The sequence below is a fragment of the Propionimicrobium sp. PCR01-08-3 genome, from assembly GCF_030286045.1.
Classification (GTDB): Bacteria; Actinomycetota; Actinomycetes; order Propionibacteriales; family Propionibacteriaceae; genus Brooklawnia.
This window is the reverse complement of the sequence record NZ_CP127390.1, coordinates 2,701,022-2,725,899: the sequence shown is the minus strand read 5'-3', so window position 1 is coordinate 2,725,899 and position 24,878 is coordinate 2,701,022. Positions and strand designations below refer to the sequence as shown.

Sequence of the window (24,878 nt, the reverse complement as noted above, 5' to 3'; positions counted from 1 at the left end):
TCTTCCTCGGATACGTGGGCCGGGGACTGGCGTCTGGCTGCGCGGTCGGGAATGTGTTCAGCTCTCCCTCGCCCGAGCAGATTCACGCAGCGACGGTAGCCAGCGACGATGGCGCAGGCGTTCTCTATCTCTATGGAAACTACGGCGGAGATATCTTCAATTTCGATATCGCAGCAGACCTGGCATCGACCGAGGGCATTCGTACCACAACGGTATTGGGACGCGACGATATCCTTTCCGCTCCTCCCGAAAAGGCAGATACCCGTCGCGGTGTGGCGGGTCTTTTCTTTGCTTACAAGACGGCCGGGGCGGCCGCCGAAAAGGGATGCGACCTCGACAAGGTGACCGAGATCGCGCAGCGCACCTGTGACGCCACCCGGACGATGGGCGTTGGGCTGTCGCCGACGATTCTGCCCGCGGCGGGAGAACCGACATTCACTCTCGACGAGGGCGAAATGGAGATCGGTATCGGTATTCACGGTGAACCCGGCCAGTTCCGCGGGCCGCTGGAAACCGCCGATCAGATCACCGATAGATTCCTCACGGAGTTGGAGAAGGAACTCGACCTTTCGCAGGGCAGGCAACTGGCCGTGCTCGTCAACGGCTTGGGGTCGACCCCGCTCGAAGAACTGTATGTCATTTACCGCCGGGTGCATCAGCAACTGACCGAACGTAGGGCGGTCGTCCGGAATCTGTTCATCGGCGAATACGCAACCTCACTCGAAATGGCCGGCGCCTCTCTTTCCATCTGCCAATTGGACGACAAACTGGCCGAATTGATGGATGAGCCCGCTCGTTCGCCGTTCTTCCAACACGGCTCGGTGCAGCTGACCGAGGGGGTGCGCACGACCGCCAGCCACACCGCTGCCACTACTGAAGATGGAGTTGACGAGGGGATACGCACCGTCGAGGAGCCCAGCCGGCTGCGCGATATCGTGCTGGCGGTCACCGCCGGGCTGCCGGGCTACTCCGAAGAGCTTCGTGAACTGGACGCTGCCCTCGGCGATGGCGACCTGGGCATCACGGTCGGCGAGGGAGCCAAAGCGCAGAACGCCGCCGTTGCGGCCCTGCCCGACAATGCCGCCCCGGCAGAGATCTTCAAGGCACTCGGCACGGCATTCTCGTCCGCGAACCCGTCGACCTACGCAGCCCTGCTGGGCGGCGGGATGATCGCCGCTTCGACCGCCTTCGCCGATGATCGCGTCGGCGCCAACGCATTCGCTGCCGCCGCGCACACCATGGCCGAGAAGATCATGGCCAGAGGCGGCGCCCAGGTGGGCGACAAGACGGTCGTCGACGTGATCGATGCCATCGCCAACTACCTGGAGCAGACCACCAGCAGCGACGCCAAAGCAGTGGCCGCCGGCGCCGTGCAGGTCGCCACCGGTGTCGTGGAGACCCAGACCGGGCAGACCTCTCAGCGCGGCAGGGCCGCTTGGGTGGGGGAACGTTCCGTCGGCCGCAAGGATCCCGGATCGGTCGCCTTCTTACGACTGCTCGAAGAAATCGCGCGCGTTATCTAGCCGGATCCAGTCTTGGCCCGGATCAGGGTTTAGCGCCTGACGATAAATAAACGCAACGGAAATTTATCTGCAGGCCCCTTAGTCGACATCTTTTGCATAGTTCGATATTTAGGTATTAGTCAACGTGGTGAGCGAACGACACGGAGCGGAGTAGCAATGTCAATCGAATTCAATCGTCGTCAATTCATGTATATCGGTGCCGGCGTGGCCGCCATGGGTGCACTGTCGGCCTGCGGGACGACCGGGGGATCCACCGAAGCGAGCGGGTCCGGCGGCGGCGATGCCGCCGGGGCGATGGTCACGGTGCCGAAGCTCACCGGCATCGCCTGGTTCAACCGGATGGAGGAGGGCGTCAAGCAATATGCCTCCGACACCGGCAACAACGCCTACTATCAGGGTTCGAGCCAGGCCGACGCCAACGCCCAGGTCAAGGTGATCCAAGACCTGATCGCCTCGAACGTCTCCGCATTGCTGGTCTGCCCCTTCCAGCCGGACGCCGTGGAGCAGGTGCTGCGGCAGGCGATGGAGGCGGGCATCATCGTCATCACCCACGAGGCGCCGGGTATCGACAATGCCGATTACGACATCGAAGCCTTCCAGAATGAGGATTACGGCATCAATTTGATGAAGGAACTCGCCTCCCGGATGAATGAGACCGGCGAATACATTCAAATGGTCGGATCACTATCGTCCACCACCCATATGGAATGGGTGGAAGCCGCCGAAAAGTACCAGCTGGATAATTATCCGAATATGACCAGGGTGGGCGATCGGATCGAGACGTCAGACGACTCCCAGCAGGCCTATCAGAAGATGCAGGAGGCGCTATCCGCGTTCCCGAACCTGGCAGGTGTGCAAGGTTCTGCGTCCACCGATGTCGTGGGTGTCGGCCAGGCCGTCGAGGAGGCCGGGCTGCAGGACACGATCGTGGTCTGCGGCACCTCGACCCCGAAGGACACCAAAGATCTGCTGGCCAGCGGCGCGATCGATCTCATCCAGTTCTGGGATCCCGGGCAGGCCGCCTACGCCCAGAACGAGGTCGCCAAGATCATGCTGGACGGCGGCACGGTTGACGAATCCATGAAGCTGGACGCCGAGGGATACGCCACGATCACCATCGAGGACAAGGTCATTTACGGCGAGAACGCCTGGATCAACGTCACCAAAGACAATGCCGACGAGTATGACTTCTGACGAAGATCCGGACGGGGACCAGGTGGCTCCGGCCGCCGATCTGGCGGCCGGAACGGGTGGTTCCCCTGTCGGCGTTGCCCCGGAGACGGCAGCCGGGGATGTTCCCGCTGTCGAATGCCGAAAGATCTCCAAGGCATTCGGCAGCGTCCAGGCCCTGGACGGCGTCGATCTGGTGCTGCGCCGGGGCACCGTGCACGCACTGGTCGGCGAGAACGGCTCCGGCAAGTCCACCCTGACGAAGATCATCGCCGGTGCCCACGCGCCCGACTCCGGCCAGATCATCATCGGCGGCACCGAGATCGAGGCCATCACTCCACGTGACGCGATCGCTCACGGGGTGCGGGTGATCTACCAGGATCTGGCGCTGTTCCCGAATATGACAGTGGCCGAGAACATCGCGTTCGAAGGCGGCGCCCGTCCGTTCGGCAAGGCCCCCGGCAAGCAGGCTGTCGCGTCCGCGGCAGCTGCGCTGCCCGGTTGGGCGCAGAGATCGACCCAAACGCCCGGCTGGGCGATCTGTCGACCGCCGAACGGCAACTGGTCGCCATCGCCCGGGCCATCTCCAGCGACGGCCAGATCATTGTGATGGACGAGCCGACCGCGGCCCTCACCCAGGACGAGATCGACTCGTTGCTCGCCTCGGTGCGCACCCTCGCCGCCGGTGGGGTCTCTTTCATCTTCATCTCGCACAAACTGCGCGAGGTGGTCGACATCGCCGACGACGTCTCGGTGATCCGCGACGGAAAACTGATCGCGACCGGCCCGGCGTCCGAATTCGACACCGACAAGATCAGCTTCTTGATGACCGGCAACCAGGTCGTCAATGTGCGGCGCACCGATGTGGCGCAGGCTACGGGCGAACCGACGCTGCGGGTGAGCGGACTGAGCCTGGGGGAGACCTTTCAGCAGATCGATCTCGATCTCTACGCCGGGCGCATCCTCGGGCTCTCCGGTCTGGTCGGTTGCGGAAAGATCTCCATCGGGCTGGCGATCGCAGGGCTCATCCCCACCGAGTCCGGCACCATCGCGCTGCATGGCAAGCGGGTTCATTCGGCGCGCAGCCGCCGCGACATTCAGTACCTGCCCGACGACCGGCTGACCGAGGGGCTCTACCTCGACTGGTCGATAGCCGAGAACGTGGTGGCCTCCAGCCTTGCCGAAACCCGCAACCCGGCGCACCTGCTCAGCACCGGCAGGCAGCAGGCCCTGGCCGAGCAATGGCGGTCGAAGCTTTCCATCAAGACCCCGACCGTCGAAGCCCCGGTCTCGTCATTGTCCGGCGGCAATCAACAGCGCGTGCTGCTGGCCAGGGCGCTTGCCCCGCGCCCCGACGTGATGATCTTCAACAACCCGACGGTCGGTGTCGATGTCGGCTCGCGGGCCGCGATCCACGACCTCATCAGGACGGTGGCGAACGAGGGCACGGCAGTCCTGCTGATCTCGGACGAGCCGGCCGAACTGCTCGCCGTCAGCGACGATGTCGGATTCGTGATTTCTGGACGATTGACCGAAACCCACGCGGCCGACGGCCTCACCGAGGAGCGCATCATCGACATCAACCAGAGCGAGGTGGCCGCATGATCGGGCGCCTGTTCGCACACCGCGAGGCTCTGCTGGGCGTGGTGCTGGTGGTGATCATGGTGCTCTTCGGCGTCGCGAACCCCAGCTTCTTCTCGGCGGCCCATCTATTCGGTGTGGCCAGAAGTGCCGTGGTGCTGGGCATCATGGCCCTCGGCGTGATGACGGTGCTGGTCACCAACGGCATCGATATTTCGGTGCCCGCGATCGAGGTGGTCTCCATGTATCTGACCACCGTGACCCTGAACGCCATCAACTTTCAGGGCACCGTGTTGCTGGCGATCGCCGTCGGCTGTTTGATCGGTGCCGTGCTCGGCCTGGTCAACGGCATATTGGTGGCCTGGCTGAGGCTGCCCGCGATGATCGTGACCATCGGCACACTGACCCTCTACCGGGGTGGTCTGCTCGCCTTCGTCGGCACCGAGCGCATCCGCGTGCTGCCGGCTCAGATGTCCGAATTCGGCCAGCTATCGCTGTTCTCGGTCAACTCCGGCGGCCGCATCGCCTCGTTGAGCGTCACCGTGCTGATCTGGGCGCTATTGGCGGTCGGGCTCGCGCTGCTGCTGAAACGCACCTGGTGGGGCCGATATCTCTATGCGATCGGTGACAACGAGGAGGCCGCCGAACGGCTGGGCGTCAAGATCAACCGGACGAGGATCTCGGCCTTCGTGCTGTCCGGCCTGCTGGCGGGCCTGGGCGGCATCTTCTATGCGTCCATGAACCGGGCGGCCGATCCGTCCACCTTGATCGGCTTCGAGATGTCGGTGCTCGCCGCAGTCGTGTTGGGCGGCGCGAACGTGACCGGTGGCAGGGGCACGGTGACGGGCACGGTGCTGGGCGTTCTGCTGATCACCGTTGTCGGCAATTCGCTGGTGCTGGTCGGGATACCTTCGGCCTGGCAGCAGGTCTTCGTCGGTGGCTTCTTGCTGATCGGCGTCGTGATGCCGGCCTTCCGCGATCGAAGAGAGCGGATCAAGCGCGGAAAGGTGGTGGACGACTGATGGAATCCAGGTTCGGGCCCAGATCTCACACCTGGTCGCTGATCGTCCTGCTGGTGGTGCTGACGGCGGTGTTGAGCGTGCTGGCGCCCCATACCTTCCCGAAGATCGCCAACCTGCAATCGATGGCCGTCCAGATCGCCCCGTTGGGGCTGCTCGCCTTGTGCATCGCCATCACCTTTCTGATCGGCGGCATCGACCTGTCATGCGTGAACGTGGCCAACGGGTCGGCGATCGTGGCCGCGCTGGTGATGAACGCGCTGACCCCTGGCACCGGCGCGGGCACGGCGACCGTGATCGGTATCGTCGCGGGACTCGCCACGGGGCTCGCGGCCGGACTACTGAACGGCACCGTGATCGCGATCTTGCGGGTGCATCCGATCCGGACCACGCTCGGCACTTCTGCGGTTTTCCTCGGTATCTTCACCGGCGCCACCTCGGGCAGCACCGTCTACGGTCAGGGCACGCTGGGCTGGATCAGCACCACCACGGTCGCGGTGTTGCCGATTTCGTTCTGGTTTTTCCTGATCGGGGGTCGCGGTGCTGTGGCTGCTGACGCAACGTACCCAATTCGGTTTCCGGCTGTACGCCATCGGTGAACAGACCAAGGTCGCCAGGTTCGGGCGCACGAATGTGGAACGTGACCAGATCGTCACCTACGCGGTGTCCGGCCTGATCGCCTCCATCGCAGGGCTGCTGCTCTTCGCCGGACTGAACGCGGCAAATGTGTCGTTCGGTTCGTCCTATCTCACCCAGGCGCTGTTGATCGCCGTGGTGGCAGGCATGAATCCCTACGGCGGCTCGGGGCGGATCTCCATGGTGATTCTGGCGGCCATCGTGGCTCAGGAGTTGCAGACCGGGCTGAACATGATTCTCGGCGGCTGGTCGGGCGCGGCGTTCGCGTCCGATTTCGCCTGGGGCGTGTTGCTGATCGCCATCCTCGGATTCTCCCGCTGGCTGGCCAGGCGCAGCGTCCGCAAACGCAGGGTGGAGGCCACCGAAGAACTGGTTCAGTCACCACCGAGCCAGGCGGCTACGCTGAGCTGATGAGCGAGATTTCGTTCCAGCCGGACGGCTCGGGCTGGGTGCTGACCATGGACGAGGTTGCTCACTCGTGGGTCGATCCCGACGATCCCACCCGGTTGGAGTTCGCCTACATGGTGCGGCTCGCCGACTACCTCGACCTGGCCGCCGGGCCCGGCGAGCGGATGTGGGTGATCCACATCGGTGGCGGGGCGATGAGCCTGCCACGGTATGTGGCCGCCACGCGCCCGACCTCTGCGCAGATCGTGCTGGAACCCAACGTTGAACTCACCGCCAAGGTGCGCGAGTACCTGCCATTGCCGCCGAGATCGGGCGTCAAAGTGCGTCCGCTGGGCGGACGCGAAGGTGTCACCGAGATGCCGGACGACTATGCGCAGGCCATCGTGGTGGACGCGTTTGCGGACGCCCGGGTACCGAAGTCGTTGATCAGCACCGAGTTCTTCGAGCAGTGTTTCCGGGTGCTGCACGCGGACGGGATGCTGTTGGTCAATGTCATCGACACCTTTCCGCTGGCCTGGACGAAACGGGTGCTGGCCGGCATCTCGCAGTTCGCCGGGCATCTCGCATTGAGCGCCGAATTGGCGGTTCTCAAGGGCAGACGGCACGGCAACCTGGTGCTGGCCGCGAGCCGGGCCGAGCTGCCAGTAGACCAGATCGTCCGCAAGGCGGCGGGCGCGGACTTCCCCTATCGGGTGATGCACGGCGCCAAGCTGGTGAGTTTCATCGGTGGCGCGGAGCCCTTCACTGACGCGGACGCCGAGCCGTCGCCTGTGGTGGAGCGTGGCCTGCTGCATTTCGAATGAGAGAAAGGGCATTCAGCATCCCGCCTGACTGCGTTGTGTGTTATACGGGCCCTGAATGCCCTCTTTCAGTTCTCAAATATCCCGCCTGACTGTCTTGTCCACCCGAACACATCGATACCGGGCTTGGCGGCGAAGGAGCCCGGGTGAAGGCTCGAACAGGCGAGTGGCTAGGCTGAGCCCGGCGGGCGGTCCGTACCGCATGCCTGCTCCCTGACTGCTTCTCTCGACGGAAGGCTTCCCGATGAAACGCCCACTTGCCCTGGCCGCTACCGTATTCTCTGCGGCGGCCCTTGTCCTGAGTGGGTGTGGATCCGACTCGCTGAGCACCGACGGATCGTCCGGTCCGGCAGCATCCGATGCCGAGATTCCCGCCGTCGAGGCCTCCCAAGAGCTGCACGACTCGCTGCCCGATGCCATCCAAGAAGCGGGCGTCATCCAGGTGGGGGCCGAGGCCACCTACAAGCCCAATGAATACCTCGACGGCACCGAGATCAAGGGCATGAACCCCGAGCTTTTCGACGCCGTGGCCGCGCGCCTGGGCGTCGAAAACAACTGGAATATGGCGGCCTTCGATTCGATTCTCGCCGGTGTGCAGGCGGGTAAATACGACGTGGGCAGCTCGTCTTTCACCATCACCAATGAGCGCATGGAGACTCTGACATTCGTCGAGTATTTGAATGTCGGCTCGCAGTGGGCCACCTTGACCGGCAACCCCGGTGATTTCGATCCGGCCGCTCCCTGCGGAAAGACCGTCGCCTACCAGACCGGCACCACCCAGGAAGTGGAGATCAAGGAACTGCAAGAAACAACGTGCGCGTCCGACCCGATGGCCGAGCTCGCCTACACCGGTCAGGATGAGGTCAACAATGCGCTGATGATCGGCAAGGCGGACGCGATGACCGCCGACTACCCGATCGTCCAGAACGCCATTCAGGCAGCCGAGGGCGAGATGGAGGCCCTGGGCGAGCAATACGGTGCGGCGCCCTACGGATTCACCATGGCCAAGGACAATCTGCAGTTGGCCGAGGCCATCGCGCAGGCGCTGGACGACCTGAAGGCCTCCGGCGTGTACGACGCCATCCTCGACAAGTACGGCGTCGCCGACGCCGCAGTGGAGCAATTCCCGATCAATCCCGAGTTGGCCTGAGCCTGAATTCAGGCCTGAGCCTGAATCCGCATGCTGCGTGGCACTCATCGTAATTTGAAGGGGCGGAATTGGCCGCCGGAAAGCGAGCCTATCTTTTCTGTCCGGCGAGCGGCGGCGGCCAATGTAGTCCCGGATACAGACTGGAGCATTCGAACCGGTACCCGGATATCGATCCGGCGCCCCGCAGCGGATCTGGGTTGAGGCTGAGCCCGCATCCAGGACGAGCGCAATCTGGAGGAGCATCTAGCCTGCCCCGGTTACGAAGTTGTAACCGACTAATCGGTGGACGCCGTGGCCGGGCCAGGCCAGGGGTGTCAGTCTTGTGCCGAGACGAAGCCCGGTGATGGGCTCCGCCAGATCATCAAGGAAGGTCCACCGATGAAACGTCCATTCGCTGCGGCTGCGGCCGTGTTGTCCGCCGCTGCGCTGCTGATGAGCGGCTGCGGCTCAGATTCGTTGAGCACCGGCTCGGCCTCGGGAGAGGGATCCGATGCGGGTATCCCCGCCGTCGAGGTGTCGCAGGAGCTGCACGATTCGCTGCCCGATGCGATCAAAGACGCCGGCACCATCGAGGTCGGTGTGGATGCGACCTATAAGCCCAACGAGTACATGGACGGCACCACTGTGGTCGGCATGAACGTCGAGGTCTTCGATGCGGTGGCCGCGAAACTCGGTGTCGAGAACAACTGGAACCCGGCCGCCTTCGATTCGATTCTGGCCGGTGTCGAGGCAGGCAAGTACAACATCGGCAGCTCGTCGTTCACCATCACGCCCGAGCGCCTGGAGTCGGTCACCTTCGTGGAATACCTGAACGTCGGTTCCCAATGGGCGACGCTGACCGGTAATCCTTCCGACGTCGATCAGGCCGACCCGTGCGGCACGACGATCGCCTACCAGACCGGCACCACCCAGGAAGAAGAGATCAAGGAACTGCAGGAGACCACCTGCGCCTCCGACCCGATCAGCGAACTGTCCTACCAGGGCCAAGACGAGGTCAACAATGCGCTGATGATCGGCAAGGCGGACGCGATGGCAGCCGACTACCCGATCGTCCAGAGCGCGATTCAAACCTCCGACGGCAAAATGGAGGCGCTCGGCGAACAGTACGGCCAGGCACCCTACGGATTCACCATGGCCAAGGACAACCTAGAGTTGGCATCGGTCATTTCGAAGGCGTTGGAAGAGTTGAAAGCTGACGGCGTCTACGAGGCCATCCTTGACAAGTACGGCGTCTCGGCGGCTGCCGTAGACGAATTCCCGGTTAACCCACAGGTGTCATGACCCAACCTCAACAAGCAAGCAATGAATCCGGCGACGAGCGGCCGGGGGTGATCGACGCGATCCCGTTGCGTCGTCCCGGCCGGATCGTCGCCGGATTCGTGATGGTGCTGATAGGCGTCTTCATCGTCTATCAGCTGATCACCAATCAGGCCTTCGACTGGGCGTTCACCTTCGAGGCGATGAACCAGAAGCAGGTCATCAAAGGCTTCGTCACCGGAACCCTGGTCGCCACCGTCGGCTCCATGGTGCTCGGCGTGGTGCTGGGGGTTCTGCTCGCCGTCATGCGAATGTCGGACAATCCGATCCTCAGGGTGACGGCGAGCACCTACATCTGGTTCTTCCGCGCCATTCCCCGCTACGTGCTGCTGATGATCCTGGGAGCGGCCGGGGCGTTCGCCCTGGGCGGGCTGCCGATCGGGGTGTGGCCGGTCGATGGTTCCTGGGAGGTATTCCGGCTCGATCTGAACCGCATCTCGACCACCATCTGGATGGCGATCTTGGGACTGGGGTTGTCGGAGGCCGCCTATATGGCAGAGATCGCCCGCTCCGGAATCCTGAGTGTCGATCGTGGCCAGTGGGAGGCGGCCCGGGCCATCGGCATGAGCAACGGGCAGACCATGCGGCGCATCGTCTTGCCGCAGGCCATGCGAGTGATCGTGCCGCCGACCGGCAACGAGACCATCGCGATGTTCAAGGACACCTCGCTGCTGAGCGCCTTGCCGCTGGCCAACGAGATGTTCTTCCAGCTGCGGATGATCGGCACCAATACCTACAACCTGATTCCCTCCTACATGGGCGCAACCTTGTATTACGTCGTCACCGCGACAGTTCTGGGATTTGGGCAGTCGTGGCTGGAGAAGCACTTCGGACGCGGCTATAACCCGACCGAACCCGCCAACGGCAAACGGCGGGCAAAGGCGGACGCCAAGACCCATAGGACGGCGATCATGTTTCCGGGGAGCGACCACTGATGAACGACTACCTGGATGAGGCCCGTGGGACCGCCGGGTGCCCTGATTCCGGTGCTGGAGAACCCGGCCCGGGTATCATGCCTGGCACGCACGGCGATGTCTCGTCGTCCGCAGCGGGGTTGGTGCCGGATGGTGGTCATGCGTCCCATATCGATCGCAGCGGCGAACCGCTGGTGCGGGCGGTCAACGTACACAAGTCGTTCGGCGAAACCGAGGTGCTGAAGGGCATCGACTTGGAGGTTTACCCGGGCGAGGCGGTCGTTTTGCTCGGGCCCTCCGGGTCGGGCAAGACCACCTTCTTGCGGCTGATCAACCAGATGGAGACGTTGACCGGCGGACGCATCTGGATCAACGGCGAACTGATCGGCTACCAGGAACGGAACGGCAGGCTCTATCAGCGCAAGGATTCCGAGATCGACCGTCAGCGGTCGAAGATCGGTATGGTCTTTCAGCGATTCAACCTCTTCCCACACAAGACCGCGCTGGAGAACATCACCGAAGGCCAGATCGTTGTCACCAAGAAGTCGAAGAAGGACGCCGGCGAGCGCGCCTGGGATCTGCTCGCCCAGGTCGGCCTGACCGACAAGGCGGACGCCTACCCGGCGCAACTATCCGGCGGCCAACAGCAGCGCATCGCCATCGCCCGCGCATTGGCCATGGATCCCGAGTTGATGCTCTTCGACGAGCCGACCTCGGCGCTCGACCCCGAACTGGTGGGGGAGGTGCTGCAAGTGATGAAGACCCTGGCCGCCGAGGGCGTCACGATGATCGTCGTCACCCACGAGATGGGTTTCGCTCACGAGGTCGCCGACCGGGCCTATTTCATGGACGCCGGCGTGGTCGTCGAGTCAGGGACGCCCGAGCAGGTCCTCGACCACCCGCAAGCAGACCGGACGCAAGCCTTCCTGTCGCGCGTCCGCCGGTGAATCTGGCATTAGGATCATCCAGGTGAGCAAGAAGTCAGGCGCGACCAGCGCCCGTCCGTCCAGAAGCTGGGGCGGACGGTTACTGAAGGCCGCCTGGCTGTTGCTTGCCGTGGCGATCGTTGCCGTAGCGGTCTGGTCGTTCTGGGTCTATGTCGGCACCGATCAACGGGCGGCCGCTCAGGCCCGCGACGCGATCGAACAATTCGAGGCCTCATGCGCCACCGGTGATGCTACCGGCACCGGTACCTCGGAAACCGATGCAGAAGTGATCGGATTGCTGAGCTTCCCGGGGCATGGCGAGGAGTCCTGGCCGATCTTGGCCGGAACAGGCGCGGACGAGCTCGGCGCCGGCGTCGGATGGTATCCGCAGACCGCGGGCGTGGGCGAGGTCGGCAACACCGTGCTGGCCGGATACCGGATCACCCACGGCGCGCCGTTCGCGAACCTGCTCGACCTCAACGAGGGCGACCGGGTCGAGATCACCACCTGCACCGATGTTTTCAGCTATGAACTCGATGTGGCCCCACGCGAGCTGACCGTCCAATCAGGCGATGACTGGGTGCTGGACGCAGTTCCCGGCGACTCGGGGAAGCGCCCGACCGGACAGATGATCACCCTGGTCACCAGTCAGGACCTGCTGCCGACCAAGGATCGCTCGGTGGGCGTGGGGCATCTGATCTCGTCCGAACCACGCTGAATCCACCCGATAAGCTGAGGCCATGACTGACCGTGAACGCCTGCGCGAACTGATCAACGAACTGGCCGTCGTCCGGGGCAAGGTGACGCTCGCCTCCGGCCGCGAAGCCGACTACTACGTCGACGTTCGCCGCGTCACACTCGACGGCGAGGCTGCTCCGCTGGTCGGACGCATCATGTGCGAACTGGTCGCCGATTGGGAGTTCGAGGCCGTCGGTGGGCTGACCATGGGTGCTGATCCGGTAGCCATCGCCATGTTGCATGCCGCGGCAGCTGAAGGCGAGAGGCTCGACGCGTTCGTCGTCCGCAAGGACGCGAAGTCGCACGGTCTGCAAAAGCGCATCGAGGGCCCCGATATTGCCGGACGCAAGGTGCTGGTCGTCGAGGACACCTCCACCACCGGCGGATCGTCCTTGCAGGCGGTCGCCGCGCTGCGCGAAGCCGGGGCAGAGGTGGTCGGAGTCGCCGTGATCGTCGACCGCTCGACCGGCGCCGCCGAGGCGGTCAACGCCGCGGGCCTGGAATACCGCTACGCCTACGGCATCGATGACCTCGACATCTGAGCCGCCAGAACCGGACGATCCGACCAATACGGACGTCGGTGTCGGCCCCTATCCCGGGCCTTGGCCCGATGACCCGCGGTTCGACCCCGAACTGCTCGCCCAAGGCGACCGGCGCAATGTGATCGATCGCTACCGCTATTGGACGATGCCTGCGATCATCGCCGACCTGGATGCCCGGCGCCAAGCGATTCGTCCGGCCCGATTACAGGTCGCTATCCAGAACTGGCAGCACGATTTCAACATCGGATCGATGGTGCGCACCGCCAACGCTTTCAACGTCGAACTGGTGCATATCGTCGGACGACGCCGCTGGAACCGGCGCGGAGCCATGGTCACCGACCGGTATCTGCACGTCGTCCATCAACCAGACGAGCAAGCTCTTGCAGACCACTGCAAGGCAGAAGAACTGACCATGGTGGGGGTCGACAACCTGCCGGGATCGGTGCCGCTCGAGACCACCGAATTGCCGCAAGCGTGTTGCCTGGTCTTCGGGTCGGAGGGCCCCGGTCTCACCCCGGAAATGGTGGACAAATGCGAGAAGCTGGTAGCCATCAGCCAATACGGCTCGACGCGCTCGTTCAACGCGGGAGCCGCAGCCGCCATCACCTTGTATCAGTGGACGCTCACCCACGCTGGGCCTGCACGCGTTCGGGAATAGGGTAGCTGCGTGAGCGAGTTTGCCGACCGAATCGATGCCCTGACCCCTGATGACCTGCGCACAGCAGGCAGTCTGAAATGGACGACCTATCCCGGCGCGATCGGAGCGTGGATCGCCGAGATGGACTTCGGCATCGCCCCAAAGATCCAGGACGCGCTCGGCGACATGGTGGCCCGGCAGCAAACCGGATACGCGCCGATGGCGATGCGTACCGAACTCAAGCAGGCGACCTCGGAGTTCCTCGCCGCGCGTTACGGCTGGCAGGTTGATTGGCCGAAGGTGCAGTGGTTGCCCGATGTGCTGACCGGGCTGGGCATCGTGATGACCCACTGGCTGCCCGCGCATTCGAAGATCATCGTCCCGACGCCGTGCTATTTCCCCTTCGTCGACATGCCGGTCACCTTCGGTCACGAACGCGTCGACCTCCCCATGCTGCGCGGCAATGATGAGTGGACGATGGACTTCGACGCCCTCGACCGCGAATTCGCCGCCGGAGCCAAACTGCTGATCCTGTGCAATCCGCACAACCCGATCGGCAAGGTGTTCGACCGGGCCGAATTGGAGGCGATCTGCGAGATCGTCGAGCGGCATCACGGCATGGTCTTCAGCGACGAAATCCACGCGCCGCTGGTCTACCCGGCGAGCAATCCTCATATCCCTTATGCGAGCATCAACGAAACCGCTGCCGCGCACACCGTTACCGCAATGTCGGCGTCCAAGTCATTCAATATCGCCGGGCTGAAATGCGCGCAAATGGTGCTCACCAACCCCACCCAGCAGCGTTTCTATGAAACCCAAGGCCACGGGCTGCCCTACGAGTCGTCGCCGCTGGGCATGGCCGCCAACATCGCGGCTTTCCGCGAGGGGACGCCGTGGCTCGGCGAGGTGCTCGACTATCTTGATGGAAACCGTGCAGTGGTCACCAAAATGGTTTCCGAACTGCTGCCCGGCGTGAAATACATCGAACCGCAGGCATCCTTCCTGGCCTGGCTCGATTTCCGTCCCGTGGGCCTGGACGATCCCCAGCGGCACTTCCTCGAAGCGGGAGTGGCGGTCACCGCCGGCGCCGAATGCGGTGAGATCGGACGCGGACAGGTGCGGTTCAACTTCGCGATGCCCAGGCCGGTGCTCATCGAGGCCATCGAGAAAATGGCCGACGCGCTGCCGAAGTGATCACGCCTTGATGTAAACCTTGGCATTGTCCCCGCCCGAACAGGTCGCGATGCCTGCTTCGGCTTTCGTGCAGGTCATCGAATAGGTCCTGCCGGTGGTCGGGCTCTTGACATCGTAGGTGCCCGCTCCCGAGGAGGCGAAGACCTTCTGGACTTCTTCGGCGAATCCACAACTGGTGACCGAGTTCGCTGCGACCTTGTCGCCGCAGGCCGCAGCATCGGTGGGCGGCCACTGTGCCGACGATGTGGACGGCTTGGCCGACGAGGACGATGACTTCGCCGAAGGAGAGGCCGGCACCGTAACGGTCACGGTGGCCGTCGCCTCAGCACTCGGCTGGGCCGATTCCTGAGCAGTCGTGCTCTGACTGCCACTCGGCGCCGGAGTGACCTCGGTGAGATGGGGGCCCGGCCGGAACAACATGATCGCGCCGAGAACAACGGCCATCGCCACGCAAACCAAGATGGTGATCAGCACGGTGCGCGTCCGCTCGCCCTCATCGCCGCCCCCACCCGATGGTGCGCCGAAGGTGTGCCACTGCTCGGGACCACGATTGCCGCGCTGGCGCGGACCGTCGGGTGTAAAACCGGAGTTGGGCGAATACGTCATGCGTTGGACCTTCTCGTTGGCTTGTGGATCGATCGCCAATGCACCAATGTACCGGCTGCACCTTTGATCTCGCCGGTCACCTCCCGTGCAGATGCGTCGGGTGGGACGATGCGTCCTGCCCAAACCTGGTTGAATATGGCGGGGAGGGCAAAATGGAAAAACTGCGCATCGTGATAGCAAAGCCGCTGGCCGAAGAGTACGTCGATCGGCTCCGCGCCTGTGATCCGAGGGTCGAGGTCGTCTACGAAGGCGATCTGATGGCGCCGATGCGCTGGCCCTCCGACCATCATGGCGACCCCAATTTCAAACGGACCCCCGAACAGCAGGCCAGGCTCGACGAACTGGTCGATAGCGCGGATATTCTCTACAGCTTTCCCGACCTCGACCCGGCCGAGCTCGCCAGGATCGTGCGCGCCAACCCCAAACTGAAGTGGGTGCACATCATGGCCGCCGGCGGCGGCGCCGCGGTGAAAGCGGCTCAGCTGACCGATGAGGAATTGAAGCGGGTTATCTTCACCACGTCCGCGGGCGTGCACGCCGGCACGTTGGCCGAGTTCGCCCTGTTCGGCGTGCTCGCCGGGGCGAAGCAGCTCCCCGAACTGGAGGAAGACAAGAAGAAACACCTGTGGCCGCCGAGCCGCCGGCTGATGGGCATGATCTCCGACATGAGGATCGTGGTCGTCGGCATGGGGGCGATCGGCCAGGAATGCGCCAAGCGATTCCACCAGCTCGGCGCCACCGTGATCGGCGTGAACCGCTCGATCAAGCCGGTCGAGGCGATCGAGAAGCTTTTCACCTCCGACCAGATCGTCGAAGCGGCCAAGGGCGCGGATGCGCTGGTGAACGCGCTGCCGGGCGCGGTCGGCACCGAAGAGTTGATCAGCCGGGAGGTGCTCGAAGCACTCGCTCCCGGTGCGATCATCGCCAGCGTCGGGCGGGGCCAGTGCATCGACGAGGACGCCATGATCGAACTGCTGGCCTGTGGACACCTCGGATTTGCGGCGCTCGATGTCACCAAGGTCGAGCCGCTCCCGGAATCCAGCCCGCTGTGGGATCTGCCCAATGTGGTGATCTCACCCCACACCGCGGCGAACTCGGCCAAGGAGGATTCGCGGATCGCCGACTTGTTCATCGAAAACCTGCATGCCTTCCTCGATGACGCTCCGATGCGTAACGTGGTCAACACCAAGCTCTTCTACTGAGGTTGACCAGATGAGGATGTGTTCGTGAGCGCTGAAACAGTAGGCCCGGTGGTTCCCGGGACCCCCGATCATCCGGGCATCGCCGGCGAGGCAGCGCTGAACGCCCAGGCGCCGTCGTCCGATGGCATGGGAATGCTGGTCAGCTATTCACCGATCGCCATTGCACAGCGAGCCGGCGGAATACGCAAAAACCTCGACCGGACGACGATCATGGGCGTGATCAGCCTGATCATCACCGTGGCGCTGTATCTCTATTTCAAGCCGGAGACCACCAGCGTCTTCTTCTGGCTGCTGATCGCATCCGCCGCCTACACGGTGGCCAACATCATCGTGAAGTTCGTCCAACTGAAAAGGGCCCGCAAGTCGACCGCGCAGGTGCCACTCGGCCCTGCCTTCCAGATCGACGACCACGGGCTCGTGCTGTCGACTCGTCCGGAAGGCGAGCGGATCGACTGGGAACAGGTCACGTCGATCAAAGGGACCAACAAGATCGTCAACCCCGGGCCCCGACTCGAAATCCACTGGGACGAAAACCGCAGCTGGTCGGTCCCGATCATCGTGCTGGACGCCTCCCCGAGCGCCGTCGATTCGGCGCTGCGAGCCTTCTCGCTCGGCAGATTCGGACTCGATTTGAGTTCAGTAGATGACATTTGGTGAGCGGTTCGGTGACCGCCGACGGAATTTGACACAATAGGGCGTGACGAAGAATCAGCGCGCAGCGGTCATTCTTTGGAACGCCCATAGTGCCAACGGCCATCGCGAATCCACGAATACTCGCGGCGAGCGCCGCGAGAACGACAGAAAGAAGCAGATATGCCTATCGCAAGCCCCGAGGTCTACCAGGAGATGTTCGCCAAGGCCAAGGCAGGCGGATACGCCTACCCGGCCATCAACGTGACCTCTTCACAGACCGTGATCGCCGCCATCCGAGGTTTCGCCGAGGCCGGCTCCGACGGCATCATCCAGGTTTCGACCGGTGGCGCAGAGTATGCGTCCGGATCGACCGTCAAGGACATGGTCACCGGTGCCGTGGCGCTCGCCGAGTTCGCTCGCGTGGTAGCGAAGAACTACCCGATCACCATCGCCCTGCACACCGACCACTGCCAGAAGGAAAAGCTCGACAAGTACGTCAACCCCCTGATCGCGCTCTCCCAGGAGCGCGTCGACCGCGGCGAAGATCCGATCTTCAACTCGCACATGTGGGACGGCTCGGCCGTTCCGGTCGAGGAGAACCTGCAGATCGCCGAAGAGCTGCTGTCGCGCACCTCGAAGGCCAAGCAGATCCTCGAGATCGAGGTCGGTGCCGTCGGTGGTGAAGAGGACGGCGTGGTCGGCGAGATCAACGACAAGCTGTACTCCACCGTGGCCGATGGCCTGCGTACCCTCGAGGTGCTCGGCACCGGCGAGCAGGGCAAGTACATCACCGCGCTGACCTTCGGCAACGTGCACGGCGTCTACAAGCCGGGCAACGTGAAGCTGCGTCCCGAGGTGCTCAAGGAGATCCAGGACGCCTGTGGCGAGAAGTACGGCATCGACAAGCCCTTCGACCTGGTCTTCCACGGCGGCTCCGGCTCGACCGCCCAGGAGATCGCGGACGCTGTCAGCTACGGCGTGGTGAAGATGAACATCGACACCGACACCCAGTACGCGTTCACTCGTCCGGTCGTCGACTTCATGCTCAAGAACTACGAGGGCGTGCTGAAGATCGACGGCGAGGTCGGCAACAAGAAGCAGTACGACCCGCGCGCCTGGGGCAAGGAGGCCGAGGGCGGCATGGCTGCCCGCGTCATCGAGGCCTGCCAGCAGCTCGGTTCGGCCGGCACCCACAGCAACTGATAGCTGTTACTGACACGCATAAAGGAACTGGGGCAGACGATGGGTCTGCCCCAGTTCCTTCATGTTGTGATGGTTATCCAGCTCGCGTTCTGGACGATGGGCTCATTCCGGCTCGCGATATGGCGTTTGCTCGTGTTGTGCTGCGAGCCGGAATCTACAACGCGAGCGGGAAGGGAACCCGGGGGCGCGCAACGCGAGCGCAACGCGAGCCGGAATGGGTCGGGCAATCGGTCCGGGCTAGCGCAGCAGCGGATCGGCGGTCAGCACCCGGGCGACCTCGGCCCGGTTCGGCGAATAGGCACCCGAGTGACTGACGGTGAGCCCCGAGGTGACCACGGCGCGATGCAGCGCGGTGCGTACCTGGCTCCAATCGGCTGCCTTCAGCCTGGTCTTTGCCTCCGGGCTGCCCGCCAGGCCCGCGTCCAACAGGCCGGAAAGCAAACCCGCCATGAACGAATCGCCGGCCCCCACGGTATCGGCAATCTCGACGTTCAGCGGGTCGATGACCAGCATGTCGCGGTCGCCCGACAGCAACGCGTACGCGCCCCAGGGGCCACGGGTGCACACCACCAGGCCTGGCCCCATCTTGGCCCATTTGCGCATGACCTGCTCGACAGGAGTGTCTTCGCCATACAGCCAGGCGAGGTCTTCATCGCTGGCCTTCACGATGTCGGATAGTGAAACGATCTCTTCGACTCGTCCGATCACCTTGTCCGGGGACTCCATCAAAGCCGGACGCACGTTCGGGTCGTAGCTGACCGTGCCATTGATGGCCATCTTTTTCACCGCGGCCAGTACCTTCGCGCCGCCCGGCGCCAAGGTGGCGGCGAAACTACCGGTGTGCAGATGGGCGAGCGAAGCGGGCGGCGGCAGGGCGGGAACGTCCCAGACCAGATCGAAGTCGTAAGTCGCGCGGCCCTGCTCGTCCAGATGGGCGTTGGCGATGGCGGTGTTGTCGGCCTTGTCGCTCCCGGAAACGATGCCGACGGTGTGGGCGGTGGCGTGCTCTTCAATGGCCTTGCCACGTTCGTCGTCACCCCACCAGGAGGCGATCAGTGCCGGATGACCGAGCCCGGTCAGTCCACAGGCCACGTTGAGCGGGCTGCCTCCGACGTGCTCGGAGAGGATCTCCCCATTACGAATGATGATGTCGACCAGCGCCTCGCCCAAACACAAGACCGGGGCCTCGCTGCGGACCGGGACCGCGGGTGCGGCGGGTGAATGCGTCATGACACTCCTTTGAATCACGCTGATGGTTCAAACCCCTGATCCACCAATCTGCACCAATTATGCAATGGCGCTCACCGGTGGATCAGGGGATGTGGGCAATCGCGATGATCGCCCACAACAACTACTACTTGTCGAGGCCCAGCTTGGTTTCCATCTCTTCCAGCGGGACGCCCTTGGTCTCGGGCATCACCTTCAACACCCAGAAGAGCTGCGCACACATGAAGCAGAAGAAGATGGCGAACCCGACGCCTCCACCGAGAATATCGAGAACCGGCGGGAACGCGTAAGTCGTGATCGCCGCGAACGTCCAGTGGGTGAGGCTGCCGAACGACTGGCCACGGCCACGGACCCGGTTCGGGAAGATCTCCGAGATGAAGACCCAGATGACCGAGCCTTGGCCGAAGGCGTGCGCCGCGATGAAGCAGAGCAGGCCGACCAGCACCAGCACCGAGGAGGTCGAGTCGTAGCGTCCCTCGTAGAAGAACATGATGATGGTCAAGAAGCCCAGGCTGATCAGGTAGCCGATCGAACCGACGATCATCAGCGAACGGCGTCCGATACGGTCGATCACGGTGAGTGCGGTCATGGTGGCGACCAGGTTCATGAAGCCGACGGCGACGCTCATCAGGTAAGAGGCGTTGTCGGAGGCGCCTGCCTGCTGCATGACGACCGGAGCGTAGTAGAGGATCGCGTTCACGCCGGAGAGCTGGTTGAACATGGCGATCGCAAACGCCATCAAGATGACCTTGCGGTAGCGCTTGGTGAAGAAGGGCACCTTGGTTGCCTTGGCATTGATATCCGCCTGAATCTGAGCGCGGATCTCGGCGACCTGGCCGTCCGACTCCTCCTGAGTCCGGCAGAGTTTGCGGCTGATCGCGACGGCATCGTTTTCGCGTCCATGCGCCATCAGCCAGCGCGGCGTCTCGGGCACGGTGAGCAGCAACAGCAGGAAGATCACTGCCGGGAAGGCCATCACGCCGAGCATCCAGCGCCAGGCGTTCTCCTCGGAGACGATCTGGCGGATGATGTAGTTGCTCAGGTAGGCGAGCAGAATGCCGATCACGATATTCAGCTGGACGAGGCCGACGAGGCGTCCGCGTTGCGATGGCGGCGCGATCTCGGCGGTGTAGATCGGAGCACAGACGCTGGACATACCGACGCCGATACCGCCGAGGAACCGGAAAAGCATGAACAGGTTGTGGCCGGTCGCGCTCTCGGGCGCCAGCGCGGTGCCGAGCGCTCCGATGATATAGAAGCTGCCGATGATGAACAGCATCTTGTGGCGGCCGTACTTGTCGGCCAATTGGCCGGAGAACATCGCGCCGACGATGGTGCCGATGGTGGCGATCGCCACGGTGAAACCAAGACCGCTCGACGAGAGATTGAATACTCGCTCGAGTGAGGTCGTGGTGCCTGAGATCACGGCGGTATCGAAGCCGAAGATCAGGCCACCGATGGACGCGACGATAGCGCTGCGGATGACCAGCGAATTGGCACCCGAGCTCTTTTGTAAAACAGCGGTATCCGACATTGGGGTAGTTCCTTGCCTGGGGTACAGATTCTTGCTGCGGCGCGACCCAGCTCTGATTCAGAGAACTGCTAGAACGTTGTCGCTAGGAGGGAAACTACGCCTAACGCCGGGAGTTCGGCAAGAGTTCTCGTGGGTCTCACAAGATGAGCAGTGCAGCCTGCCGCCGTGGGCGAGCACGGCACGTGAAGCGCAGGACTCTCCTGCTATCTGCACGTGGCCCTCGGCCCAGGGCAGCTCTGTGACCGATTCAGTGCGAGCTGTGCTCGGGGCCCAGATCGCCGTGCATAAAATGCTCGATGACCGGAGCGGCGGCGCGGATGATGTCGGCGCGCGTGGCCCTCGACAGTGCGGGGAGCCTGATGCCGTGGCGCACCAGCACGATGCCGACCATCTGCGCGGCGATCAGCGCAACGCGCAGGTCGTGGTGGTCGGATCGCACGCAGCTTCCGACCTTCTTCAGGATGGTGCGCGTGATCACCTTGCGTGCCGTGAGCGATGCCCGTTCGCTGGCGGTGGCCGAGCGGATCACGCTCATGCCGATCATTCTGCGTCCGGGGTTTTCCCACAGGTCGAGGGCCAGTTCGACCAGCTCGCGTCCATTTGCGATGTCGCGATCGTAGCCGGGCATGCTGGCGAAGATCTTCTGGAAGACCTCATCGAAGAGGGCATCCTTGTTTCCGAAATGGCGGTAGATGAGCGCGGGATCGACTTTGGCACGGCTGGCGATGGCGCGGGCGGTTGCCCGGTTGATGCCTTCGGCCTCGACGATCTCAGCCGTGGCACGCACGATCTCGTCCCTGGTCGTCGAGATTCCGGGACGACGACCTCGCGCTCGCGTGCTCATATCGTCAACAGTGCCATGCACTCGTCGAGGGTCGCCCTTTCCATGGTGATGATGGCCGAAGCGATCCCTCCGGGGAGATTGCCGAGCACCTGGCCGACGTGTTCCAAGCCGGCTCCCAAGACGCGGACCGATCGTCCGATCAGGGTCACCATGAGGTGTGCGTCCGACAAAAGTTCGAAGGCCATCTGCCAGTCGATGGTCTCGACGGTGACCACCTGAGTGTCCCCGATGATCTCGGATTCGGTTCCCTCGGCAGCTAGTCGTCCGTCGGTCATGATCGCCAATCGGTCGCACTGGGCGGCCTCGGCCATGTTGTGCGTGGTCACCAGGACGCCAATGCCCGACTCGGCCTGCGCACCGATGATCTCCCACAGTTCGGACGATTCGAGCGGACCGACTCCCGATGTCGGCTCGTCGAGCACCAGCAGCTCCGGACGATGGGCGAGCGCGAGATCGAACGCGAGCCGGCGTTGCCGGCCGGCGGGCAGATCGCGGACGGGCACGTCGCGATAGCCGGCGGCAGCGAGACCCGCTCTCGGCTCGGCTTGATCATTTGCCCGAGCCGGGCTCGTTGATTGATTCGGATCGGCTGAGAGAGCCTCGTCCTGGCTGCTGTCCGATCGGCGTCTTGCTGCCTCAGCCCTACCGCGGACCGGGCGGAACTCTGTTTGCCGTCGGCGCTCCGCCTTCAGCTGACCGAAGACGGACGCACTGAACTCTGCGTTCTGGCGGGCGGTCAGGTCGGGATACAGCCCGCGAATCTGAGGGACATAGCCGATGCGGGCGCGGCCCTCGCGTGAAGGGGCCTGGCCGAAGAGCATTGAGGAGCCGTGGCTTGCCGCGAGGATCCCCAGCGCGCAGCGCATCAAGGTCGTCTTGCCCGCGCCGTTGGCGCCGAGCAGTCCGACGATTTCGCCCGGGTTCACCTCGAGGCTGACCTCTCTTACGGCGTCGAAGCGTCCGAATGATTTGCTGAGCGACCTGATGCTGAGCAGGGGCACGGCCGCACGCTTCGCCAGATTCGGGATGACCCGGTTTCCGCCGGTGGTGGCGCGTTGGACAGCGGCACCGGCTGTTCGTTTGCCGGTTGAGGTCTCGCTTGCCCGGGCGCCATTCTGATCGTTCTGGTCGGTGGGTTCGAGTTGGGCGCGGAGCGAGGCTGCTACTACCAGGTCGTGGAGATCGGGCTGCCGGGCAGCTGCGTCCTTGGGAAGCTCCCGACCCCAGTGATGCCAGGAGCGGCCCCGTCTCCAGGCAAGGCCTGATCGCCGGTCGGAAGATGCCCAGAATGCTCCGCTGAAGGTGGTCTTCGCCGTGGCGGGCTCGCCACACAGCAATGGACGCCCGGCGTCGAGCGCCAGGAACCAACTGGCGCGCTCGGCCTCGTCCAGATAGGTCGTCGTCGTGACAACGGCTGCACCATCGGCAGCAGCCCGACTGATCAGCCGCCACAGCTCGACACGGCTCACCGGATCGACGCCGGTGCTCGGTTCATCGAGCAACACAAGGTCCGGACGCGCGACCAGCGCCATGATCACGCCGAGCTTGCGGCGCATGCCTCCCGACGACGCTGAGCTCAGCCGGTTCCGGGCGGCGTCCAGACCGGCAGAAGAGATCAGCTCGTTGATTCGTCCGCGGGATTCGGATCGCGCCAGGCCGTGGGCAGCCGCGGCGAACTCGAGGTTCTGCTGCACCGTCAGATTCGCCCAGGAACCATCGGTGGCCGGCAGCATGCCCAACCGGCCGGCTGGGGGAGCGTGAACGGTTCCCCGATCGGGCAGGATGCGTCCGGCCAGCACTTTCAGCAGGGTCGACTTGCCGGCGCCGTCGCCGCCGACGACGGTCGTGACAGCCCCGGGCGGGGCGTCCAGACTCACCTCGCGGAGGGCAAGCCGGTCGCCGAACCTCACCGTGACATCGTGGACGCCGAACATCATGCTGCCTCGCGGTCTGTGGCAGCCTCGGCTTCAGAGCGACGGACGGATCGGGGCTGGCGCGGCGCGAGTGATCGTCCGAATCGCAGGGTCGCCGCCGAGAGCACGACCAGCGCCATGCCTGCCAAGACGACCAGATTCGGCCACAGCTCGGCGATGCCGGCGCCCTGCAGCAGCACGCCGAGAGCGACCTTGATGAAGTAGGTCAGGGGCAGGATAAAGCCGATCCACCGCACGCCCCAGGGCATGGCGTCCAGCGGGAAGACCATGCCGGACAGCAGGATCTGCGGGAACATGAAGAACATCGCCGTCTGGATGGCCTGGCCGGTTGTCGTCGAGACGGTGGAGGCGAAGACGCCGAAGCCGAGCACCACGAGAAGGAAACAGCCGGCGCCGAGCGCATACACCCACACCGGCCCGTTGAACGGCACGCCGAAAAGCCACAGTCCGAGCAGGGTGACGATCGTGATGTCTGCGGTGGCCAGCACGAAGTAGGGCGCGATCTTGCCGATGATGACGGCGGACGGCCGGATCGGCAGCACCGCCAGCTGCTCGATGGTGCCGGTCTCCTTCTCCCTGACCAGGCCGATCGAGGTGATAATGGTGCCGATCAGCGCCATGATCAGTCCGGCGATCGCGGGCACCAGCACCCACGACGTTGTCAGGTCGGGGTTGAACAGCACCTCTGATTGCAGCAGGCCGCCCGATTGGCCGACGGCTATCTGCACCGACTGGGCGGCGAACAGTGCCGAGCCGTCGATGTATGCGGTCACCGGCGTGGCCGAGGTGTCGAGTACGACATCGACCTGGCCCGAGCGCAGAATCTGCTCTGGGTTGCTGTTGTCGCCCTGGCTCGTTGACCCTGTGAGTTCGGTCACCTCGAACAGGTCGGGCAACCGGTCTTGCACGGTCTGAGTGTTGCTGCCGATTAGTGCGGTCGGCACCTGATCGACGTTGAAGTTCGCGGCGTATCCGAAGACCACCAGCAGCAATATGGGCAGCACAAGAGTCATCGCAAGGGTGCGATGATCCCTGGCCAGTTCCCGGAACTCTTTGACGATCATGGCTCGCATGCCGTCAGATTGATCTCCGCGTAAGGACTAAGTCAATCTTGTTGATTTATTCCTGACGGACGGGTGT

General features: G+C 63.8%; 25 protein-coding genes. 19 read left to right on the top strand and 6 right to left on the bottom strand.

Translation table 11 applies throughout. From position 1 onward, the window contains the following. Positions 1 to 53 precede the first annotated feature (53 nt). From QQ658_RS12635 to QQ658_RS12560, 16 genes are all read left to right on the top strand, one after another. Positions 54 to 1,523, top strand: coding sequence for a dihydroxyacetone kinase subunit DhaK (locus tag QQ658_RS12635; protein WP_286025194.1), 1,470 nt, complete (start codon positions 54 to 56; stop codon positions 1,521 to 1,523). Between the two features lie 156 nt (positions 1,524 to 1,679). Then, positions 1,680 to 2,717: a substrate-binding domain-containing protein gene (locus QQ658_RS12630; RefSeq protein WP_286025193.1), complete on the top strand. Its 1,038-nt coding sequence runs from the start codon at positions 1,680 to 1,682 to the stop codon at positions 2,715 to 2,717. Beyond that, positions 2,707 to 3,303, top strand: coding sequence for an ATP-binding cassette domain-containing protein (locus QQ658_RS12625; protein ID WP_286025192.1), 597 nt, complete (start codon positions 2,707 to 2,709; stop codon positions 3,301 to 3,303). Before QQ658_RS12630 ends, QQ658_RS12625 begins: the two co-directional genes overlap by 11 nt. After that, positions 3,195 to 4,298 carry an ATP-binding cassette domain-containing protein gene (locus QQ658_RS12620; protein WP_286025191.1) on the top strand — a complete coding sequence of 368 codons (1,104 nt, stop codon included), beginning with the start codon at positions 3,195 to 3,197 and terminating at the stop codon, positions 4,296 to 4,298. Before QQ658_RS12625 ends, QQ658_RS12620 begins: the two co-directional genes overlap by 109 nt. After that, complete coding sequence (locus tag QQ658_RS12615) at positions 4,295 to 5,296, top strand: ABC transporter permease (protein WP_286025190.1); 1,002 nt, start codon at positions 4,295 to 4,297, stop codon at positions 5,294 to 5,296. The genes QQ658_RS12620 and QQ658_RS12615 overlap by 4 nt, the downstream gene beginning before the upstream one ends. Then, a complete protein-coding gene (locus QQ658_RS12610; protein WP_286025189.1) occupies positions 5,296 to 5,892 on the top strand; it encodes an ABC transporter permease in 597 nt (198 codons plus the stop codon). The genes QQ658_RS12615 and QQ658_RS12610 overlap by 1 nt, the downstream gene beginning before the upstream one ends. Beyond that, entirely contained in the window at positions 5,834 to 6,340 is a 507-nt protein-coding gene (locus tag QQ658_RS12605) for an ABC transporter permease (protein WP_286025188.1), read from the top strand. The genes QQ658_RS12610 and QQ658_RS12605 overlap by 59 nt, the downstream gene beginning before the upstream one ends. Beyond that, the gene (locus tag QQ658_RS12600; RefSeq protein WP_286025187.1) at positions 6,340 to 7,140 is read left to right on the top strand and encodes a spermidine synthase; all 801 of its coding nucleotides are present in this window, start codon (positions 6,340 to 6,342) and stop codon (positions 7,138 to 7,140) included. The genes QQ658_RS12605 and QQ658_RS12600 overlap by 1 nt, the downstream gene beginning before the upstream one ends. A 241-nt stretch (positions 7,141 to 7,381) precedes the next feature. Continuing rightward, positions 7,382 to 8,287, top strand: a complete 906-nt coding sequence (locus tag QQ658_RS12595; protein ID WP_286025186.1) for a transporter substrate-binding domain-containing protein — start codon at positions 7,382 to 7,384, stop codon at positions 8,285 to 8,287. A 378-nt stretch (positions 8,288 to 8,665) separates the two neighbouring features. Next, positions 8,666 to 9,568: an ABC transporter substrate-binding protein gene (locus QQ658_RS12590; RefSeq protein WP_286025185.1), complete on the top strand. Its 903-nt coding sequence runs from the start codon at positions 8,666 to 8,668 to the stop codon at positions 9,566 to 9,568. Continuing rightward, on the top strand, positions 9,565 to 10,539 hold the full coding sequence (locus QQ658_RS12585) for an amino acid ABC transporter permease (protein WP_286025184.1): 975 nt from the start codon (positions 9,565 to 9,567) through the stop codon (positions 10,537 to 10,539). Before QQ658_RS12590 ends, QQ658_RS12585 begins: the two co-directional genes overlap by 4 nt. Continuing rightward, on the top strand, positions 10,539 to 11,465 hold the full coding sequence (locus QQ658_RS12580; RefSeq protein WP_286025183.1) for an amino acid ABC transporter ATP-binding protein: 927 nt from the start codon (positions 10,539 to 10,541) through the stop codon (positions 11,463 to 11,465). The genes QQ658_RS12585 and QQ658_RS12580 overlap by 1 nt, the downstream gene beginning before the upstream one ends. 22 nt (positions 11,466 to 11,487) lie before the next feature. Next, entirely contained in the window at positions 11,488 to 12,162 is a 675-nt protein-coding gene (locus tag QQ658_RS12575; protein ID WP_286025182.1) for a sortase domain-containing protein, read from the top strand. 22 nt (positions 12,163 to 12,184) lie between these two features. Beyond that, positions 12,185 to 12,724, top strand: coding sequence for an orotate phosphoribosyltransferase (gene pyrE, locus QQ658_RS12570; RefSeq protein WP_286025181.1), 540 nt, complete (start codon positions 12,185 to 12,187; stop codon positions 12,722 to 12,724). After that, a complete protein-coding gene (locus QQ658_RS12565) occupies positions 12,708 to 13,382 on the top strand; it encodes a TrmH family RNA methyltransferase (RefSeq protein ID WP_286025180.1) in 675 nt (224 codons plus the stop codon). Before pyrE ends, QQ658_RS12565 begins: the two co-directional genes overlap by 17 nt. Positions 13,383 to 13,391: 9 nt before the next feature. Further along, positions 13,392 to 14,555 (top strand): MalY/PatB family protein, encoded by a 1,164-nt coding sequence (locus QQ658_RS12560; protein WP_286025179.1) that lies wholly within the window; start codon positions 13,392 to 13,394, stop codon positions 14,553 to 14,555. Here the strand turns inward: QQ658_RS12560 and QQ658_RS12555 are convergent, their stop codons facing one another. Then, positions 14,556 to 15,161, bottom strand: coding sequence for a hypothetical protein (locus QQ658_RS12555; RefSeq protein ID WP_286025178.1), 606 nt, complete (start codon positions 15,159 to 15,161; stop codon positions 14,556 to 14,558). It abuts the gene before it with no gap. 152 nt (positions 15,162 to 15,313) lie between these two features. On the opposite strand from QQ658_RS12555, the gene QQ658_RS12550 reads away from it, so the two are divergent. The 3 genes from QQ658_RS12550 (at position 15,314) to fbaA (ending at position 18,199) form a co-directional block, all read left to right on the top strand. After that, a complete protein-coding gene (locus tag QQ658_RS12550; RefSeq protein WP_286025177.1) occupies positions 15,314 to 16,363 on the top strand; it encodes a D-2-hydroxyacid dehydrogenase in 1,050 nt (349 codons plus the stop codon). Between the two features lie 24 nt (positions 16,364 to 16,387). Further along, positions 16,388 to 17,020, top strand: a complete 633-nt coding sequence (locus QQ658_RS12545) for a hypothetical protein (protein ID WP_286025176.1) — start codon at positions 16,388 to 16,390, stop codon at positions 17,018 to 17,020. A gap of 156 nt (positions 17,021 to 17,176) precedes the next feature. Further along, positions 17,177 to 18,199 (top strand): class II fructose-bisphosphate aldolase, encoded by a 1,023-nt coding sequence (fbaA, locus tag QQ658_RS12540; protein ID WP_286025175.1) that lies wholly within the window; start codon positions 17,177 to 17,179, stop codon positions 18,197 to 18,199. A 237-nt stretch (positions 18,200 to 18,436) separates the two neighbouring features. Here the strand turns inward: fbaA and QQ658_RS12535 are convergent, their stop codons facing one another. From QQ658_RS12535 to QQ658_RS12515, 5 genes are all read right to left on the bottom strand, one after another. Continuing rightward, on the bottom strand, positions 18,437 to 19,429 hold the full coding sequence (locus QQ658_RS12535) for a carbohydrate kinase family protein (RefSeq protein ID WP_286025174.1): 993 nt from the start codon (positions 19,427 to 19,429) through the stop codon (positions 18,437 to 18,439). 124 nt (positions 19,430 to 19,553) lie between these two features. After that, complete coding sequence (locus QQ658_RS12530) at positions 19,554 to 20,960, bottom strand: sugar porter family MFS transporter (RefSeq protein ID WP_286025173.1); 1,407 nt, start codon at positions 20,958 to 20,960, stop codon at positions 19,554 to 19,556. Between the two features lie 247 nt (positions 20,961 to 21,207). Then, positions 21,208 to 21,804, bottom strand: coding sequence for a TetR/AcrR family transcriptional regulator (locus tag QQ658_RS12525; RefSeq protein WP_286025172.1), 597 nt, complete (start codon positions 21,802 to 21,804; stop codon positions 21,208 to 21,210). Beyond that, positions 21,801 to 23,741 (bottom strand): ATP-binding cassette domain-containing protein, encoded by a 1,941-nt coding sequence (locus QQ658_RS12520; protein WP_286025171.1) that lies wholly within the window; start codon positions 23,739 to 23,741, stop codon positions 21,801 to 21,803. Before QQ658_RS12520 ends, QQ658_RS12525 begins: the two co-directional genes overlap by 4 nt. Next, a complete protein-coding gene (locus tag QQ658_RS12515; protein WP_286025170.1) occupies positions 23,738 to 24,811 on the bottom strand; it encodes an ABC transporter permease in 1,074 nt (357 codons plus the stop codon). The genes QQ658_RS12520 and QQ658_RS12515 overlap by 4 nt, the downstream gene beginning before the upstream one ends. Positions 24,812 to 24,878 lie beyond the last annotated feature (67 nt).

Bases quoted from the DNA above. Each gene is read 5' to 3' on its own strand.
- QQ658_RS12630 (WP_286025193.1), top strand. From the start codon at position 1,680: ATGTCAATCGAATTCAATCGTCGTCAATTCATGTATATCGGTGCCGGC.
- QQ658_RS12625 (WP_286025192.1), top strand. From the start codon at position 2,707: ATGACTTCTGACGAAGATCCGGACGGGGACCAGGTGGCTCCGGCCGCC.
- QQ658_RS12615 (WP_286025190.1), top strand. From the start codon at position 4,295: ATGATCGGGCGCCTGTTCGCACACCGCGAGGCTCTGCTGGGCGTGGTG.
- QQ658_RS12610 (WP_286025189.1), top strand. From the start codon at position 5,296: ATGGAATCCAGGTTCGGGCCCAGATCTCACACCTGGTCGCTGATCGTC.
- QQ658_RS12600 (WP_286025187.1), top strand. From the start codon at position 6,340: ATGAGCGAGATTTCGTTCCAGCCGGACGGCTCGGGCTGGGTGCTGACC.
- QQ658_RS12595 (WP_286025186.1), top strand. From the start codon at position 7,382: ATGAAACGCCCACTTGCCCTGGCCGCTACCGTATTCTCTGCGGCGGCC.
- QQ658_RS12590 (WP_286025185.1), top strand. From the start codon at position 8,666: ATGAAACGTCCATTCGCTGCGGCTGCGGCCGTGTTGTCCGCCGCTGCG.
- QQ658_RS12585 (WP_286025184.1), top strand. From the start codon at position 9,565: ATGACCCAACCTCAACAAGCAAGCAATGAATCCGGCGACGAGCGGCCG.
- QQ658_RS12580 (WP_286025183.1), top strand. From the start codon at position 10,539: ATGAACGACTACCTGGATGAGGCCCGTGGGACCGCCGGGTGCCCTGAT.
- pyrE (WP_286025181.1), top strand. From the start codon at position 12,185: ATGACTGACCGTGAACGCCTGCGCGAACTGATCAACGAACTGGCCGTC.
- QQ658_RS12565 (WP_286025180.1), top strand. From the start codon at position 12,708: ATGACCTCGACATCTGAGCCGCCAGAACCGGACGATCCGACCAATACG.
- QQ658_RS12555 (WP_286025178.1), bottom strand. From the start codon at position 15,161: ATGACGTATTCGCCCAACTCCGGTTTTACACCCGACGGTCCGCGCCAG.
- QQ658_RS12550 (WP_286025177.1), top strand. From the start codon at position 15,314: ATGGAAAAACTGCGCATCGTGATAGCAAAGCCGCTGGCCGAAGAGTAC.
- fbaA (WP_286025175.1), top strand. From the start codon at position 17,177: ATGCCTATCGCAAGCCCCGAGGTCTACCAGGAGATGTTCGCCAAGGCC.
- QQ658_RS12535 (WP_286025174.1), bottom strand. From the start codon at position 19,429: ATGACGCATTCACCCGCCGCACCCGCGGTCCCGGTCCGCAGCGAGGCC.
- QQ658_RS12530 (WP_286025173.1), bottom strand. From the start codon at position 20,960: ATGTCGGATACCGCTGTTTTACAAAAGAGCTCGGGTGCCAATTCGCTG.
- QQ658_RS12525 (WP_286025172.1), bottom strand. From the start codon at position 21,804: ATGAGCACGCGAGCGCGAGGTCGTCGTCCCGGAATCTCGACGACCAGG.
- QQ658_RS12520 (WP_286025171.1), bottom strand. From the start codon at position 23,741: ATGATGTTCGGCGTCCACGATGTCACGGTGAGGTTCGGCGACCGGCTT.
- QQ658_RS12515 (WP_286025170.1), bottom strand. From the start codon at position 24,811: ATGCGAGCCATGATCGTCAAAGAGTTCCGGGAACTGGCCAGGGATCAT.